Here is a 16,537-nt window from a genome sequence, read left to right as displayed (position 1 = left end):
TCCAGAAGGAGTGCGTCGGCGGAGGGCAGCCCGTCGATGGCCACGATGTCGAAGTTCGCCAGGACCGTGGCCCTGCCCGTCGGGACGGCCGAGGCGGGGGCCTGGGCAGGGGCGTAGTCGCCCGTGAGGCCGACGGCGTGGGCGCCCAGGGGATCGAGGCGGAGTGCAGACAGGCCGTCGTAGCGGCTGAGCTGGTCGAGGTAGTCGTCGCCCCAGTTGTCCCGGTAGTGGTCGAGGACGCCCGCCGGGGGGGAGGTTACTCGATGTCGATGAGGCCGAGCGTGGCGGCGTACTCGAAGAGCACCGCCAGGGTGTACCGACCCTGCGGGAGGGACCGGCCGTGGTGGCCGTCGTAGCCGGGGCTTCGGTATTGCGGATCCTCCGGATACAGCTTCCACAGGGCGCGTTCACTGCGGTTGGACGACTGGATCAAGACGGGCCGCGCGCATGTCCGTGAACAGGCCGTCGATGGGCACGCTGCTGGTCGAGTGGGCGAAGGCGACAAGACTGCTGCGGATCGCGGGCGGGCGCCTGTTGCCGGTGAAGAAGAACGCCAAGCTGCTGGACCGCCCCCACGAACTGTGTGGCGCGCTGCCGCACATCGGCCAGGCGTGACGGTCTCCGGCTGGTTGCAATCCCTGCTCTCGCACGCGTACGACCGCGGACTCTGCTGCAGCATGACGCATCTGCCGGGCCGGACCGTCCTCGACGACCGTGGCCTGGAGACTCGCGTCCCGCTGCCGGCCGGTCAGCGCGTGGCGATCCACGCGCTGCGGCCCGGCGAGCGGCCCCGGAAGTACGAGGAATGGCCTCTGTTCGACGTGGAACCCCCCAAGCCCGGCAGGTCTCCGGTGGCTGAAGGGCGTGGGAGGTGCCCCCAGCTCCACCAACCTCGCGCTGCTGCACGGCCCGGCGTGGGGTCTGCGGTTCGCCGAGGCCTACGAGGAGGCCGGCGGGGCGCCGGCAGCCGCCGCGAGCGAGCGGCTTCACCGGCGGCTGCTGGACGCCCTGGCGTTCGCTGCGGCGGTGCAGTGGGTCGCGCGGCCGTGGCAGGAAGCAGGCGGCCCGAGCTGACGACACGAGCCGTGGAGAAGCGGCTCGACGCCTACGACACGTCCTGATGGACGCCCTGGGCCGAGCCGCCCTCCAACAACCGCATCAGCCCCTCACCCCACCCGGTACCCCCGGATCACCCGGTACTCCACCGCACCCCCATCCGCGAACGCGGCACTCGCCCGCAGCGACACGTACGCCCCGGGCACGGGCCGTCCGGGCAGCGGCATCAGCCACGCGTCCCGTCCGGTCTTCGCCAGGCGCGCCTCCCGCCAGCTCTTCCCGTCGTCGTACGACACCTCGACCGACACCGAACGGACGGCCGAAGCAGCCGCCCCCGGCTGCCGTACCAGCCGCATCGGGACGACCGGCAGGCCGCCCGTGTTGTTCTGGTCGACGACCGGCGCGAAGTCGAACGCCGACAGGCCGAGTGCCGTTTGTCCGCCGCTGACCTCGCCCGAGCGGAAGGTCCAGGAGCCTCTGACGCTCGTACCGAGCCCGAAGTTCCCGCCCTTCGCACTGCGTTCGGCGGAGTACTCCAGACGGTAGGTCGACTCGGCCGCCGGGACCGTGCCCGAGGCGTCCGTCCACGGGTAGTCCAACTCCACGAGTTTCCGGTCGCCGTAGTAGAAGGCGACCCTGCTCGTGTCGTACGCCGAGTAGCCGGTGTGGCCGGACTGGTCGCCTGCCATCGGGACGTTGAAGGACAGCCGGTTGCCGTCACGGGCGACGATCGTCGTGCGGTTGAAGCGCGGGCCGGGTACCGCCTTCTGCCAGTCCACCGCGTAGCGCTTGCCGGGCTTGAAGGTCTCGTAGTCCGTCAGGAACTGTGTCTGGAAGGTGCCGTCGGCCGCGTACTGGTTGTAGCGCGTCTCCCACATCGTGTCGGCGGCCTTGTAGTAGACGGTCCGGGAGGGGCCCGGGGTGTCGAACCAGATGGCACCCGCCGACAGCGCGCTGCCGCCCTCCGGCGGGAAGCCGAAGTTGTGCGTGAAGGCCCTCGACCGCCCTTCCGCGTTCACCGAGTAGTACCGCTGCTTCACCGTCGCCAGTTCGCTCTGCCGCACCACCCGGCTGAAGTTCGTCGGCAGGTGCCCCCGCTCGAACCACACCAGCACGTATTCGTACGGCGAGTCGTCGTACGTGCCGGCCGCGTTCTTCTTCGCCCAGAAGCCGCGTACGTCCGCCACCAGCGCGCCCTCGCCGGGGCCCACGTCGTCACCCAGCGCGGCGGTGAACAGTTTGTCGTAGGAGTCGGCGATGGCCCGCATGCCGAAGCCCATCCCGTTGGTGAGTCGGCGGTCGAAGCCGACCGCCGCCAGGCGCAGACTCGCGTCCTTGCGCGGGAGGGTCGCCGAGACCGGTGTGCCCTTGCGCGCGTCGAGGACGATCTCGCTGTCGCCGGTCACCGTGAGGGTGGGGCGGACCAGCAGGGTCGTACTGCCGTCCGATGATGTGACGACCGACGCGTTCACCGTGTAGCGGCCTGCCGGGAGGGCCACCGTGTCCGAGCCCGAGGGGTACACGAAGCGGTAGACCGACCCGTCCAGGCTCGTGATGTCGGTCCAGTAGTCGGTGGCCGGGTTGCCCGCGCGGTCGATGACCTTGACCGTCAGGTTGTGGGTGGGCGTGGCCTTGGTGACGGTCAGGGGTACACGGACCGAGGTCTTGGTGGTCGCGTCCGTGCCGACCAGCGCGCCCTGGAACACCCCCGTACCGCTCTGTACGCGCGTGTCGGCGGTGACCGTCACCTCGACCGATCCGCCCGCCGGTACGGTCGCGCGCTCCGGGCTGACCGTGAACATGCCGGCCGGGGCGGGCGAGTCGCCCGGTCCGGACACCCGCGCCGCCAGGTCCAGGGTCACCGGATCCTTGCCGTCGTTCCGGTACGTCACCGTCCTGACGACCGGTATGTCGTCGTCCGCCGGGGCGGCCTGCGTGCCCAGGGGCAGGGACGTCGGCGTGGCGAGGACCGACTGCTGGACGGCCCTGGCGACGTCCACCCGGCCCGCACCCTGCGCGTTGACGTTCGCGCCGGGGGTCGGCGTCGCCGAGGCCATCAGGGCCGCCTTCAGCTCGGCCGCCCGCCAGTCGGGGTGCTGCTCGGCGAGCAGGGCCGCCGCTCCGGCCACGTGCGGGGTGGCCATGGAGGTGCCGGAGAGGGAGGTGTAACCGGGCTCGACCTCGATGTACTCGCTGCCCGCGTGCGCGGCGCGGGCGGCGACGATGTCGACGCCGGGTGCGGTGATCTCCGGCTTGATCGCGCCGTCCTCGCGCGGGCCACGGCTGGAGAAGGACGCCATCACGTCCTGCTTGTCGACGGCGCCCACGGAGAGCGCGGCGTCCGCCGTGGACGGGGAGTCGACCGAGCCGTCCGCGCCGCCGTCGTTGCCGGCGGCCACCACGAAGAGGGCACCGGTCTTCGCCGTCAGTCTGTTGACGGCCTCCTCCAGCACGTCCAGACCCGGGGTGTCGTCACCGGCGAGGCTCATGTTGATCACTCTGGCGCGAGGGGCGGCCCACTCCATTCCGGCCAGGATCGACGAGTCGGCGCAGTCGCGGTCACTGCACACCTTCCCGACGATCAGCGAGGCCCCGGGCGCGACTCCCTTGTACTTGCCGCCGCCGCCGGCCACCGTCGACGCCACGTGCGTGCCGTGCCCGACGTTGTCGTCGGTGTCGGGCGCGTCCGTGAAGTTCACGGCCTCCGTGACCCGTCCGGCCAGGTCGGGGTGCGTCGCGTCATACCCGGTGTCGAGGACCGCGACGGTCACGCCGCGCCCGTCGTAGCCCGCCTCCCAGGCCGTCGGCGCACCGATCTGCGGCACGCTCCGGTCCAGGGCGACCTGCCGTTTCCCGTCCAGCCAGAGCTTCGCGACACCGCTAGCGGCGCGCAGTCCGGTCGTACGGCTGCCCGCGGTCACCGCTTCCCAGAAGGCGCCCGCCGTCTCCTTGCCCACGGCCACCGCGGCGCCGTCGACGGCGGGCAGGGCACGGGTCACCCGTGCTCCGTCCGCGGCGCGCAGGCTGCGGTTGCCGAGCGCCGCGTCGGTGTATGTCACGATCACGGGCAGTTCGGCCGTACTGGCGTCGTCGTACCCGGCCGCGACCAGTTCCGTCACGTCGAACAGCCGCTGGTCCACCTGACCGCCGGTGACCAGGCGCAGGGCGTCGTTCGGTACGACGTACTGGTGGCCGTCGCGCTCGAACTGCTGGAAGCCCGTCGCCTCGCGGCCCGCTGCGGGCTCGATGGCGACACCGGCGCCCGACAGGTCCACGCGGTCGCCGGTGACGAGGGTGACGCGATGGGTGGTGGCGGTGGTGGCATCCTGCGGTCCGGTTCCGCGGGTCCAGGTGGGAACAGCTACGGTGTCCGTCGCGCCGGAGGCCGGCGTGGCCGCCGCGACTCCCTGCACCAATAAGGCGGTTACCAGTGCGCCGGCCAGTTTTCGAGACATGCGGGACATACGGCCTCCCCTTCGCCGGTGGTGACTCCGGTTGCGGTCGACTGTCCCGCCGGACGCGATCTTCCGGGTACTCCCAATGGCTCATAACATCGCGCTATGGACCTGGAGTTCCGCCACTTACGCGTCCTGAACGCGATCGCCGAAGCCGGCTCCATCACCCGTGCCGCGGCGGCCCTCGGCTTCACCCAGCCCGCCCTGACCGCCCAACTCCAGCGCATCGAGCGCACGTTGGGCGGTTCGCTGTTCGTACGCGACGGCGGCGGCTCCCGGCCCACGGCGTTCGGCGCGATGGTGCTGGCGCACGCGCACGGCATCCTCACGGCCCACGAGGACCTCATGCGTGACGTACGGCAGCGGGGCCCCGAGGACTCCGACCTGACCGCCCTGCGGCTCGGCTCGCTCCCCGGCCCCCTCACCGCCCTACTGGTGACCACCGCGCGGCAACTGCTGCCCCGGGCCGAGATCACCCTGCACACCTGCGACACGGAGGAGGAGCAGCTCGAACTGCTCGCCACCGGGCGGCTCGACTTCGGCCTGGTCGTGGACTACCCGGAGTACGAGCTGGCGTTACGCCCCGGGCTCAGCGACGCCCTCCTCGCCGTGGACCCCGTCTTCGTGCTGATCTCCGAACGGCACCCGCTCGCCGCTCGCTCCGACCTCCCTCTCTCGGCCCTCTCCGGCGAGGCCTGGCTCGTCGGAGAGAACAAGGACGTACGGATGCGAGCGCAGTTCCGGGCCGCCTGCCGACGGGCCGGGTTCGTCCCGCGCCGGGTGCAGCGGCTAAGCGCGAGCGTGGTGTTCCCACTGGTCGGGCAAGGGCACGGGGTCGCTCTCGCGCACCCGCTGGTGACCGAGCGCGAGGGTGTCGTCGTACGACCGCTGGCCGGGGAACCGATGGGTGTGCGGCAACGGCTGGTGTGGGCCGCCGGCAGTCCCCTCGCCGAGCACGCGCCCGCGCTGCAGGACGCGCTCACGAAGGCGTACCGGACGGAGGTGCGGCGGGCGGGGGTCTACCGGGAGTGGCTGGAGGGGAGGGGGCTGCTGCCCCCACCCCTCTGACCCTCTGAGCAAGCGCTCAAGAGGCACGGCGACAACGGGCTCGCGGGCGCAAGCGCGCGGATGCAGCGGCATCCGCCGTGTCACCGTGATGCGTGTGGTGTCAGCCATAGCTGTAGGCATACTGCGGTATGAAGCCACGTGCTCTCTGTTTGCCGCATTCGGTCCGGTCGGCGGCAGGGCCTCTTCGATCAATGCCTCCAGCGCGGCTGGGTCCCAGGTGCTCAGCGGCGTATCCGTCGTGGCGCCGTCGCCGGCGGTCAGGCCAAGGCCCACGGTTGCCAGAGTGTGACGTTGCCTGGTGGGGTTCGGTAGTGAGCGGGCCAGGGGAGGGTCCGGCAAGCGACAGGGCGGAAGAGAGTGGCACGAGTCGTCGTACGAGAGCCGAGTACGGGCGCGAGCGCACCGCCGCCGGCCCGGCAGGAAACATCCGCCTTCGTGAGGGAGCTGCTCGACGCCGGCTGGGCGGCTGTGTTCCTGCCCGGTGAGCCCGCCCGCGATGGGCGGCTGCTGCTGTGGAAGCCGACCGGGGCAGCAGCCGGAGGCAGTATGGCGCCCACCGGCCTTGAGACCGAGGCTGTGGAGCTGGTCCTGCCGCACGGCCGCTCGGTCAGGCGGCGCAGGGTCGAGGGTTACGCGGTGCCTGTCGCCGTCGCTGTCTCCGCCCTGGCCGATGCGGAGCCGACGCATCCCTCCGGCGCCGCCTGGCAGGCCGCCATGCGCTTCGCGCTGCGGCTGCTCGCCGACGGCCGCCTCCACCCGGCCCTCACCCCCGCCGGTTACGACACCTGGCAGGTGGGTCCATGTACCGCCGCCCAGCGCCGGACGCTGGAGGCCCTGGCCGCCGCCTTCCCGCCGCACGCCCACTGCCTGCCCGAGCCCGGCCCTGCGCCGGTACGGATCGCCGAACCGGCTGCGCTGGTACGCCAGTTCTGCAACGCGGTCGCCGATGATCTGGTCCGCACACCGGCCGCGCCGCTCGCCATGGGAGCGCTGCCGTACGCCTGGCGCGAGGCCCGTGCCGTGCCCACCTTGCGTGAATGGGCCGAGGAAACCCAGGCAGCGCTCACCGCCGAGGTCAGTGTCTCCCTGCGCGTCGACGTGCCCGAAGGACGCCGACGGCAGTTCCGGGCCGTCCTGCAACTGCACACCGCGGCGGACCCGGCGCTCGTCATCGAGGCCGCACAGCTGTGGAGCGAGCCGACCGAAGTGGAGCGGCTGCTCGGCCCGCGTGCCGAGACCGAGACCCTCCTCGCCCTGCGTCGCGGCGCCCGCGCCTGGCCCCCGTTGCGGAGGCTGCTCGACGATGCAGCTCCCGAACAGCTCCGGTTGACCGACGACGAAGCCTTCGAACTCCTTGGGGACGCCACGGACGCGCTGCGCGCGGCCGGTGTCGACGTGCACTGGCCGCGCGAACTGGTCAAGGCACTCACCGCGACCGCGGAGATCGGGCAGCGCACCGCCCCCGGTTCCACCGCGGTTGGCCTGCTGGACACCGAGGCTCTCCTCGAATTCCGCTGGCAGGTCTCCCTTGGCGGCGAGCCGCTCACCGAGGCCGAGATGGATGCCCTCGCAGAGTCACGCCGTCCCCTCGTCCGGCTCCGGGACCAGTGGGTGCTCGCCGACCCGAAGCTGGTGGCCCGCGCCAAGCGCCGCCGGATGGAGCCGCTCACCCCCATGGAGGCGTTGAACGCCGCGCTGACCGGCGAGGCCGAGCGGGACGGTAACCGGGTCCCCTGTGCGGCGGTCGGTGCGCTCGGCGACTTGGTCGCTCGTATCCGCGACCCCGAGTCCAGCACCTCCGTGCCCCAGCCCGCCGCTCTCCGGGCCACGTTGCGCGAGTACCAGAAGCGGGGCCTGGCCTGGCTGGCCGAGATGTGCGCACTCGGCCTCGGCGGCTGTCTCGCCGACGACATGGGCCTGGGCAAGACCATCACCTTGCTCGCTCTGCACCTGCACCGCCAGAGCGACCCCACCACCGCGGGCCCCACCCTTGTCGTCTGCCCGGCCTCCCTGCTCGGCAACTGGCAGCGCGAGGCCGCCAGATTCGCACCGTCCACCCCCGTACGCCGTTACCACGGCGGCGACCGCCACCTGGGGGACCTCGCCGGCGACGAGATCGTCCTGGTCACCTACGGGGTGCTGCGCCGCGACCGCGAAGTGCTTGCCGAGCCGGCCTGGTCGCTGGTGGCCGCCGACGAGGCCCAGCACGTCAAGAACCCCTACTCCGTCACTGCCCGCGAACTGCGCGCCCTGCCCGCCCGCGCCCGCGTCGCTCTCACCGGCACCCCCGTGGAGAACAACCTCTCCGAGCTGTGGGCCCTGCTCGACTGGACCACCCCCGGGCTCCTCGGCACACTCACCGCCTTCCGTGACCGGCATGCCCGCGCCATCGAGGCGGGCGAGGATCCCGAGGCGGCCGAGCGCCTGTCCCGTCTCGTACGTCCCTTCCTGCTGCGCCGCAAGAAGTCCGACCCCGGCATCGCGCCCGAACTGCCGCCCAAGACCGAGACCGACCGCGTCGTCCCGCTGACGGCCGAGCAGACCAGCCTGTACGAGGCACTGGTCCGCGAGACCATGGCGAAGATCGCGGAGTCCGAGGGCATCGCCCGGCGCGGTCTGGTGCTCAAGCTGCTCACCGCGCTGAAGCAGATCTGCAACCACCCCGCCCAGTATTTGAAAGAGCACGGCCTACGCCAGTCCACTCCCCTGCGGGGCCGCTCCGGCAAGCTCGACCTGCTCGACGAACTTCTCGACACCATCACCGCCGAAGGCGAATCCGTGCTGGTCTTCACGCAGTACAAACAGATGGCGGCTCTGCTGGAGAAGCATCTCGCCGAGCGCGGCGTCCCCGCTCTCTTCCTGCACGGTGCCACCCCCGTCGCGCGGCGCGAGGAGATGGTGGATCGCTTCCAGCGCGGTGAGGTGCCGGTGTTCCTGCTGTCGTTGAAGGCGGCGGGCACCGGACTCAACCTCACCCGCGCCACTCACGTCGTGCACTACGACCGCTGGTGGAACCCGGCCGTCGAGGACCAGGCCACCGACCGCGCCTACCGCATCGGCCAGGACAAACCCGTCCAGGTGCACAAACTCCTCGCGGAGGGAACCGTGGAGGACAAGGTGGCGAAGCTGCTCGAAGCCAAGCGCGCCCTCGCCGACGCCGTCGTCGGCTCCGGCGAGGCAGCCCTCACCGAACTGTCCGACGCCGAACTCGCCGAACTCGTCGCCCTGGGAAGGCAGTCATGAGCCCCGCCGTCCCCGGCCCGCGCCGTGCGCCCGCCCGGGGCAAGCGGGCCTTCGCCGCGACCTGGTGGGGCCAGGCATGGGTGGCCGCCCTGGAGGGCTCCACTCTGGACGCCGGACGGCTCTCGCGCGGACGAACCTACGCCCGCAAAGGCATGGTCGGCCCGGTCACCATCGTTCCGGGCCAGGTCAATGCCGCTGTTCAGGGCAGCCGCCCGCGCCCGTACCACTCCTCGGTCCACCTGCCCGTTCTCACCGACCCTCAGTGGGACACCCTGCTCGACACGATCGCGGCCCGCGCCAGGCATCTCGCAGCACTTCTCGACGGCGAGATGCCCGCCGAACTCGTCGACGACGCCCGCCAGGCAGGCGTCCCCTTCCTCCCGCAACCCAGCGAACTCGACCCCGAGTGCTCCTGCCCCGACTGGGGACACCCCTGCAAGCACGCCGCCGCGCTCTGCTACGCCATCGCCGCCACCATCGACGCCGACCCGTTCGTGCTCTTCGCGCTGCGCGGCCGCGGTCGCGAGGAGGTTTTCGCCCGGCTGCGCGCACTCCGTACGGCAGCGCAGAAGACCGCCGCCGCACCGGAGCCGGCCGGCATCCCGGCCGCCCTCGCGTACGCCCACTGGGCCGAAGAGCCCCCCGAACTGCCCGAACTCCCGGAACCCGCCGCCCACACCACGGCACTGCCCGTCGCCCCGCCCCCCGGCACCGGGCTGGCCGCCGCGGACCTGGAACGCCTCATGGCCGACGCCGCCGCGCGCGCCGCCCGGCTCATCGCGGGCGACACCGCCGACCTGCATCTGACTCAGCACCAGGACGCCGTCCGCATCTCCGCGAGCGACCCCGGACCCGAGTGGTTCCACCACCTGATCCAGAACACCGGCGCCGACCTCACTGCCTTCGCACGCCTCACCCGCGCCTGGCGCCACGGCGGCCCCACGGGCCTAACCGTCGCCGAACAGCCCCACAGCCCCGACCCAACGGTGATGAAGGCCACCCGCGCCGCCTTGGAGACGGCCCTCGCCGAGATGACCGACTCCCCCACTCACCTCAGAGCCTGGCGCAACCGCCTCACCCTCACCCACCATGGCATCCAGCTGCGCCTGGGCCCCGACGCCCGCTGGTACCCCTACCTCCAGGGCGACGACGGCGAATGGTGGCCCGCAGCACCAGCCGACACCGACCCGGTCACCGCGCTCACCGCGGCCTGGTCGCAGAACGGGGAGTAAGGAGGCGATTCCCCGCCGACCAGGAGCCACGAGCAGAAGCTGCGCCAGTGCCTCAGGGGGCACGATGTCGAAGGGCCCCACCGTTCGCGGTGGGGCCCTTCGACATGGAGCGGTCGAATTTTGGGGTTGCGTCCGCCGAATGGTATCGGTGGCGATAGTATCTCTGTCGATACTATCGCCACCGGGAGGCTTGCCGTGCGTCGTTTCATCGGGCGGGATCGCGAGCTGAACGTGCTCGGCAGCGCCTTGCGGGCGGTCCACGATGCCGTCGGGGCGGTGAAACCGGGGCAGTGCGTCCTCATGCGGGGAAGGCGGCGGGTCGGAAAGTCCAGCCTCGTCGAGGAGTTCCTCCGGCGTACCGGGACGCCGTACCTCTTCTTCACCGCTGCGGGCGGCACGGCGGAGGACGAGCTGACGGAGCTGCTCGACGCCGTCGCCAGATCCACCCTGCCGGAGCGGGCACTGTTCGCCGAGGAGACCCCGACGCAGTGGAACGCGGCCTTGCGGCTGCTCGCGGAGATCCTTCCCGACGACAGCCCGAGCGTGGTGGTCATCGACGAGGTTCCGTATCTCATGGACCGCATCGACGCCTTCGAGGGCATGCTCCAGCGGGCATGGGACCGGCTGCTCGGCCGCAAGCCGGTCCTTCTCCTCCTGGTCGGGTCCGATCTGTCGATGATGGAGGCGCTGAACAGCTACGACCGTCCCTTTCACCAGCGGGGGCGGGAAATGATCGTCGGGCCTCTGAACCCCGCCGACATCGGCGAGATGCTCGGTCTGTCTCCGGCGGCTGCGTTCGACGCCGCGCTGATCACGGGAGGTCTCCCCCTGATCTGCGCCGAGTGGCGGGCTGGAGCGGACCACTGGGAATTCCTCCGCGAATCGCTGGACAACCCGATCTCGGCGCTGCTGGTGTCGGCAGAGCGATCGCTCGCGGCGGAGTTCCCGCCCCAGGCGATGAGCAGGGAGGTACTGCGGGCCATCGGATCCGGAGAGCGGACCTTCACCAACATCGCGCGCGCGGCCGGCGGCATCGCCCACACCACTCTCACCCGAGCCACTGACGTCCTGACCGGGAAACGGGTCGTGGCCGCCGAACTGCCCCTCTCGCTGAGGCCGTCGAAGGAACGCCGCTACCGGGTGGCAGACCCCTACCTGCGGTTCTGGCTCGCGTTTCTGGATCCGCACATGGCGGAGATCGAGCGGATGCGGGGAGATCTGACCCTGAGCCGGATCAAGGAGCAGTGGACGAGCTGGCGGGGCCGCGCGATCGAGCCCCTGGTGCGGGAATCCCTCGCCCGCCTCCTGCCGGACGGACTCCTGCCCGCCGCCCCGGCGATCGGCGGGTACTGGACCCGCGGCAACGACGTCGAAATCGACTTGGTGGGCGCCGACCGGCAACCGGTGGCCAAGGAGTTGCTCTTCCTCGGCTCGGTCAAGTGGCTGGAGAACTCCGCGTTCGGCGGCCACGACCTGGCCGCACTGCACAAGCACCGGGCGGCGATCACCGACGAGCCGGTACCGCTCGTCGCGGTCTCCCGCAGCGGAATCGGCTGTTCCGGCCTTCAGGCGATGTACGGCCCCGAGGAGCTGCTCAGCGCTTGGCAGAGGGCATGACGAAGGGCCCCACCGCTGCACAGCAACGGGGCGGGCTCTCCGGATCGGGCTGCCTCTGCAAGCATGCTGCGATGAACACCGACGGCAACGAGGGCAACGAGAGCCGGCAGCAGGACGGCTACTGTCATGTGGCACTTCGGGTCGGCGTTGCCGGTTCTGGCGGGTCGGTGCTCGAGACGGTTCCTGCCAGGACGGTCGGTCCTTGCATCTATGAACTGACGGGTAGCCCCGGCATGGTCGAGGGCTGCGCGGCGGGGGACGTGCTGAAGATCGATGCCGATGGCGTGTTCCAGGTCGAGCGGCGAGGACCGAATCTGTGCGTCCAAGCATTCGGCGAGCCGCCCTTCGCCGCGGAATCGCTGGACTCCCTGGTCAGCGCCTTCGCCCCGCTCGGTGGCCTGGTGGAGGCGCCTGCCGACCGGCGCTTCATCGTGGTGACCGTGTCGGCCGCCGCCGGTTTCCCCGCCGTCGAGGCCGTCATGGAAACGTGGGCAGCAGGTGTGGGCGTGCTGGTCGAATGGGGGTTCAGCAATGTGTTCGGACCGGACGGAGAGCCGCTGAACTGGTGGCAGGAGCCTGGGGCAGGACCGGGCGTGGTGGCTGACACCGGCGGGTGTCTCGGTGTGTGATGACGGCTCGCCGTCGCGCGCCCGACTTCTCGGTGGGGCGGCGACGGCGAGGCGTATGGGAAGGCGGCCGTGACAGGGCCTAGCGGGTGCGGTCGGTCGGGAGGGTCAGGAGGGTCAGGGACAGGGCGAGGACGGTCAGGCCGGTCCAGGAGGCGGCCGGGAGGCGTTCGTCGAGGACGGTGACGCTCAGGACGGCGGCCACCGCGGGCTCGGCCAGGGTCAGGGACGTGGCCGCCGACGCGGACGTACGGCGCAGTCCGTGGCCGAAGAGGCGGTAGGCGAGGTAGACGGTGAACAGGGCGAGGTACACCGTCACGGCCGCGCCCCGTGGCGTGGCGATCCAGCGCAGGTCCACCGACCACAGCAGCGGCAGGACCAGCAGCCCGGCCGCGCCGAACAGTACGCCCATCACCGCGTCGGAGGAGTGCCCGCGGGTGATCAGGCTGCCGCCGATCAGGGAGTAGACGGCGTAGGACAGTCCCGCGCAGGCGGCGAGAGCCACGCCGGTCAGGTCGATCGGCGTGCCCGCTCCGGTGAACTCGGGGCCCAGCACCAGCAGGGCGCAGCCGAGCACGGCCGCCGCGGTGGCGGCCGTCCAGCGCGCGGTCGGGCGGGCCCGTCCGGTGAGCCAGGACAGCAGCCCGGCGAAGACCGGCGCGCTGCCGAGGGCGATCACGGTGGCGACCGCGACCCCCGTCCGGGCCACGGCCGGGTAGTAGGTGACCGGGTAGCCGGCCACCGCCAGCGCGCCCAGGACGAGCAGCCACCGCTCGCGCCGTGTGCAGGCGGCGGGCAGGGAACGGGCGCCCCGGGAGGTGAGGACCAGCAGGATGCCGCCGAGGGCGAGACCGGCGGAGCCGATGGCCACCGTGGGCGCGCCGACGGGTGCCAGGGAGCCGGCGGTTCCGGTCGTGCCCCACAGCACGGCCGCGATCAGGATGGGTGTGGGGCCGCCGAGAAGGGCGGTACGAGAGAGGAGGGCGGTACGAGAGGGGCGTGGGCCGGCGTCGGACGGGCGCGCGGGGGTCAGGGGGGTGGTGCGGTTCGGCACAGTCGTGAACTTCCGTCGTCGAATGCGTCAGGGACTCAGGGACTGGATCCGCAACGGGCGCACGACAACGACCCCTGACCGAGCTCGGCTCGGTGGGGCCAGGAATCAGGAGGCCGTATCAGGCCGCCGGTGTCCGCGCCCGTCAGGCGCAGAGAGGCGGCAGAACGACGTGCCAGTAGGTGTTCACCCGGCCGAGGATACCGGGGACAGCTCGCGAGCGACCAGGACGGCGAGCGCCTGGCTGCCGGACCTGCCGGACCCACCGAACCCACCGAACCCGCCGGACCTGCCAGACCCGCCGAACCCGCCGGGCCTGCCAGACCCGCCGGACCTGCCGGACCTGCCGGACCCGCCCGACCCGCCCGACCCGCCCGACCCACCGAACCCGCCGGACCCGCCCGACCCGCCCGACCCACCGAACCCGCCCGACCCACCGAACCCGCCCGACCCGCCCGACCCGCCCGACCCACCGGACCCGCCGGACCCGCCGGACCCGCCGGGCGGAGGGTCGCCGACCTCGGGCCCCGTGTCCCCCGGGCGACGGCTGAATGAACCAGCCCACCGGCGGTTCGGCCGACATCAACCTCTTGTGGCGTCCGCCCACTGCGCGATCTCCGCGGCACCCCGACGGACAGCAAGTGCCGGGTCCCGGGCGAGTTGCCCGCAGACGGTCGCGACGTCCGGCGCACCGTCCAGTCCCACGAGCGCGTCATGCACCCCGGTCTGCATCCATTCGGCCTGGTTGTCGTCGGCCCCGGCAACCGCGAGGGCGATGAGCCTCACCGCGGCCACCGTCCCCACCCGGACCAGCGCCTCTGCCGTCCGCCGGGTCACCGCCGTGTCCCCGGCGTCCAGCAGCAGCCCCACCAGCGCCTCCGCCGCCTCGGGAACACCGGCGAAGGAAGCGAGGTCCTGCCCGGCACGAACACGTTGCGACCACGAAGGAGACGAAGCCCCGGCAAGAGCCGCTTCCCACCCACTCATCATCTCCGTCACGGCCCGACGGTCTCATGCCACACGACGAGGATCGAGCCCGGACCGAAGCCGCCCACGCGCTTGACGAAGGACGTGAAGGAGAACGGGGCCGCCGCCATCCGCCGGGCCCTCACCCCACCGACGCCGTAGTCCCCCGCGTCACCAGCCGAGGCTCGACGACGTCCTCCCCGGCCCCGGTGCCGCCCGCTTCCAGGCGGGCGGTGACATGGCTGATCGCGAGCCGGGCCATACGAGGGATGTCCTGGGCGACGGTGGTGAGGTCGACGTGGGGCAGACCGGCCAGGCGGCTGTCGTCGAAGCCGACGACCGAGATCTCGCCGGGGACGGCGACGCCCGCGCGGAAGAAGGTGCTGAGCGCACCCGTGGCGCACGCGTCGTTGAAGGCCAGGACGGCGCTCGGCCGGGGGGCGGTGGCGAGGAGTGCGGTCGCGGCGGCCGCGCCGTCCTCCGCGGCGATTCCGCCGGGCAGGATGCGGACGCGGTCGGCGAGGCCGTGGCGGTTCATGGCGGTGCGGTAGCCGCGGCGCCGTTCGGCCGCGCCCGGCGCCCTGCCGCCGTCGATGTGGACGATGGCGCGGTGGCCGAGGGCCACCAGGTGGTCGACGGCCTGGCGGGCGCCCTTGTCGTCGGCCGTGCGGACCACGTGGACGCCCGGGACCACCGGTCGCAGTCGCCGGGCCACGGAGACCAGCGGCAGGAGCGCGGCGAGTTCGCCGAGCCGTGCGGCCGGGGCCCGGGAGCCGAGCAGGATCAGCGCCTCGCAGCGGTCGCCGAGCAGTGACTCGACCGCCTGGCGCTCGCTGCGGCCGGCGGCGACCGGGCTGAGGGCGATCTGGTAGCCGACGGACTCGGCGGCGGCATAGAGGTGTTCGACCAGGTCGGTGTGGAACGGCTCCTGGATCTCGAACTGCACCCCGATCAGATGGGTGCGGTTGCTGCGCAGCAGACGGGCCCGGGAGTCGGGGCGGTAGCCGATCGCGCGGGCGGCTTCGAGGACGCGTTCGCGGGTGGCCGCGCTCGCTCCCTTCGCGCCGCGCATCACGATGGAGACCAGCGCCGTGGACACGTCGGCGCGGGCGGCGACGTCGGCGAGCGTCGGCCGACGGCCGTCGGGGAGCCCGGGGGGCGGTGGCACGGCGGCCCTCCCTCCTCGAGTACGCGGTCAGCGTGGGGGTGCGTGTGTGGGTGCGGGTGCGCGCGCGTGTGCGTGTTCGGGTGTGGTGCGTGTGCGCATGCGCTGTCAGCCGACGATCGTAGACGAAGGCGAACGCTCAGGTCAGACATACTGCAACGTTCTAGACCGGATGTCTTGACATGGCCGCCCGGGCCTGGCGTACTGACCGCGGAGTTCTAGAACGTTCTAGCTTTCCGAGATCTGAGCCGAGAGGGGCGAACGACGATGTTCACGCTGGCGGTCTGCGCCGAGATGGTCTTCCGGGACCTGCCCGTCGACGAGCGGGCCCGACGGATCCACGACGAGGGCTTCCAGGTCGAGATCTGGGACTGGACCCGGCACGACCTCGACGCCCTGGCCCGCACCCCGGCCGCGTTCTCCTCGATGACCGGTTACATCCGGGGCAGCCTCACGGACCCCGACGGCGCGGCCGAACTGCTGCGCACCGCGCGGGAGTCCGTCGACGCCGCCGAGCGACTCGCCTGTCCCCGCCTCAATCTGCACGGCACCGGTCTGGACGGTGAGGGTCTGCCCGTGGCGCCGGTGAAGGGCGAGCCCACCGAGGAGATGTGGGCCGCCGCCCGCGACACCCTGGGCCGGATCGCCGAGCTGGGCGAACGCGCCGGTGTCGTCTTCTGCCTGGAGAACCTCAACACGGCCGTCGACCACCCCGGGGTGCCGTTCGCGCGGGCGGCCGACACGCTGGCCCTGGTCGCGGCCGTGGACCGGCCGGGGCTGCGGATGAACCTGGACCTCTACCACGCGCAGATCGGCGAGGGGAATCTGATCGAGCTGGTCCGCCGGGCCCACGGCCTGGGGCTGATCGGCGAAATCCAGGTGGCCGACGTGCCGGGCCGGTGCGAACCCGGCACCGGTGAGATCAACTACCCGGCCGTCGCCCGCGCCCTGGCCGACCTCGGCTACGACGGCACGGTCGCGATGGAGGCCTGGGCCTCCGAGGACAGCGAGGCCGCCCTGCGCCGCTTCCGCACCGCGTTCACCGTCTGACGGGCGGT

Annotated in this window: 13 protein-coding genes; 8 read left to right on the top strand and 5 right to left on the bottom strand. The window is 72.0% G+C overall.

Annotation, left to right across the window (positions count from 1 at the left end; translation table 11 throughout):
• Positions 1 to 256: 256 nt before the first annotated feature.
• Positions 257 to 433 carry a hypothetical protein gene (locus tag ABZ464_RS29795; protein ID WP_359281640.1) on the bottom strand — a complete coding sequence of 59 codons (177 nt, stop codon included), beginning with the start codon at positions 431 to 433 and terminating at the stop codon, positions 257 to 259.
• Between the two features lie 14 nt (positions 434 to 447).
• On the opposite strand from ABZ464_RS29795, the gene ABZ464_RS29790 reads away from it, so the two are divergent.
• The gene (locus tag ABZ464_RS29790; protein WP_359281639.1) at positions 448 to 615 is read left to right on the top strand and encodes a hypothetical protein; all 168 of its coding nucleotides are present in this window, start codon (positions 448 to 450) and stop codon (positions 613 to 615) included.
• 249 nt (positions 616 to 864) lie between these two features.
• Complete coding sequence (locus ABZ464_RS29785) at positions 865 to 1,074, top strand: aminoglycoside phosphotransferase (RefSeq protein ID WP_359281637.1); 210 nt, start codon at positions 865 to 867, stop codon at positions 1,072 to 1,074.
• Between the two features lie 92 nt (positions 1,075 to 1,166).
• On the opposite strand, the gene ABZ464_RS29780 is transcribed toward ABZ464_RS29785, so the two are convergent.
• Positions 1,167 to 4,520, bottom strand: coding sequence for a S8 family serine peptidase (locus tag ABZ464_RS29780; RefSeq protein WP_359281634.1), 3,354 nt, complete (start codon positions 4,518 to 4,520; stop codon positions 1,167 to 1,169).
• 96 nt (positions 4,521 to 4,616) lie between these two features.
• On the opposite strand from ABZ464_RS29780, the gene ABZ464_RS29775 reads away from it, so the two are divergent.
• The 5 genes from ABZ464_RS29775 (at position 4,617) to ABZ464_RS29755 (ending at position 12,300) form a co-directional block, all read left to right on the top strand.
• Positions 4,617 to 5,579, top strand: coding sequence for a LysR family transcriptional regulator (locus ABZ464_RS29775; protein ID WP_359281631.1), 963 nt, complete (start codon positions 4,617 to 4,619; stop codon positions 5,577 to 5,579).
• A gap of 435 nt (positions 5,580 to 6,014) precedes the next feature.
• Positions 6,015 to 8,822 (top strand): DEAD/DEAH box helicase, encoded by a 2,808-nt coding sequence (locus ABZ464_RS29770; protein WP_359281629.1) that lies wholly within the window; start codon positions 6,015 to 6,017, stop codon positions 8,820 to 8,822.
• Positions 8,819 to 10,054 (top strand): SWIM zinc finger family protein, encoded by a 1,236-nt coding sequence (locus ABZ464_RS29765; protein WP_359281626.1) that lies wholly within the window; start codon positions 8,819 to 8,821, stop codon positions 10,052 to 10,054. Before ABZ464_RS29770 ends, ABZ464_RS29765 begins: the two co-directional genes overlap by 4 nt.
• A gap of 195 nt (positions 10,055 to 10,249) precedes the next feature.
• On the top strand, positions 10,250 to 11,671 hold the full coding sequence (locus tag ABZ464_RS29760; protein WP_359281624.1) for a DUF234 domain-containing protein: 1,422 nt from the start codon (positions 10,250 to 10,252) through the stop codon (positions 11,669 to 11,671).
• Positions 11,672 to 11,742: 71 nt separating this feature from the next.
• Complete coding sequence (locus tag ABZ464_RS29755) at positions 11,743 to 12,300, top strand: DUF4265 domain-containing protein (protein ID WP_359281621.1); 558 nt, start codon at positions 11,743 to 11,745, stop codon at positions 12,298 to 12,300.
• Positions 12,301 to 12,379: 79 nt separating this feature from the next.
• Here the strand turns inward: ABZ464_RS29755 and ABZ464_RS29750 are convergent, their stop codons facing one another.
• From ABZ464_RS29750 to ABZ464_RS29740, 3 genes are all read right to left on the bottom strand, one after another.
• On the bottom strand, positions 12,380 to 13,351 hold the full coding sequence (locus tag ABZ464_RS29750; protein ID WP_359281618.1) for an EamA family transporter: 972 nt from the start codon (positions 13,349 to 13,351) through the stop codon (positions 12,380 to 12,382).
• A gap of 579 nt (positions 13,352 to 13,930) precedes the next feature.
• Entirely contained in the window at positions 13,931 to 14,218 is a 288-nt protein-coding gene (locus tag ABZ464_RS29745) for a hypothetical protein (RefSeq protein ID WP_359281617.1), read from the bottom strand.
• Between the two features lie 238 nt (positions 14,219 to 14,456).
• A complete protein-coding gene (locus tag ABZ464_RS29740; protein ID WP_359281615.1) occupies positions 14,457 to 15,482 on the bottom strand; it encodes a LacI family DNA-binding transcriptional regulator in 1,026 nt (341 codons plus the stop codon).
• Positions 15,483 to 15,746: 264 nt separating this feature from the next.
• Between ABZ464_RS29740 and ABZ464_RS29735 the strand changes: the two genes are divergently transcribed.
• A complete protein-coding gene (locus ABZ464_RS29735; protein WP_359281613.1) occupies positions 15,747 to 16,529 on the top strand; it encodes a TIM barrel protein in 783 nt (260 codons plus the stop codon).
• The last annotated feature ends 8 nt before the right edge of the window (positions 16,530 to 16,537 follow it).

The organism is Streptomyces sp. NPDC005820, from assembly GCF_040630255.1.
Taxonomy (GTDB): Bacteria; Actinomycetota; Actinomycetes; order Streptomycetales; family Streptomycetaceae; genus Streptomyces.
This window is presented reverse-complemented; position numbering and strand designations above follow the sequence as displayed.

What these genes read in the sequence shown, in the direction of transcription:
- ABZ464_RS29790 (WP_359281639.1), top strand. Translation starts at nt 448, where the DNA reads ATGTCCGTGAACAGGCCGTCGATGGGCACGCTGCTGGTCGAGTGGGCG.
- ABZ464_RS29780 (WP_359281634.1), bottom strand. Translation starts at nt 4,520, where the DNA reads ATGTCCCGCATGTCTCGAAAACTGGCCGGCGCACTGGTAACCGCCTTA.
- ABZ464_RS29775 (WP_359281631.1), top strand. Translation starts at nt 4,617, where the DNA reads ATGGACCTGGAGTTCCGCCACTTACGCGTCCTGAACGCGATCGCCGAA.
- ABZ464_RS29765 (WP_359281626.1), top strand. Translation starts at nt 8,819, where the DNA reads ATGAGCCCCGCCGTCCCCGGCCCGCGCCGTGCGCCCGCCCGGGGCAAG.
- ABZ464_RS29755 (WP_359281621.1), top strand. Translation starts at nt 11,743, where the DNA reads ATGAACACCGACGGCAACGAGGGCAACGAGAGCCGGCAGCAGGACGGC.
- ABZ464_RS29735 (WP_359281613.1), top strand. Translation starts at nt 15,747, where the DNA reads ATGTTCACGCTGGCGGTCTGCGCCGAGATGGTCTTCCGGGACCTGCCC.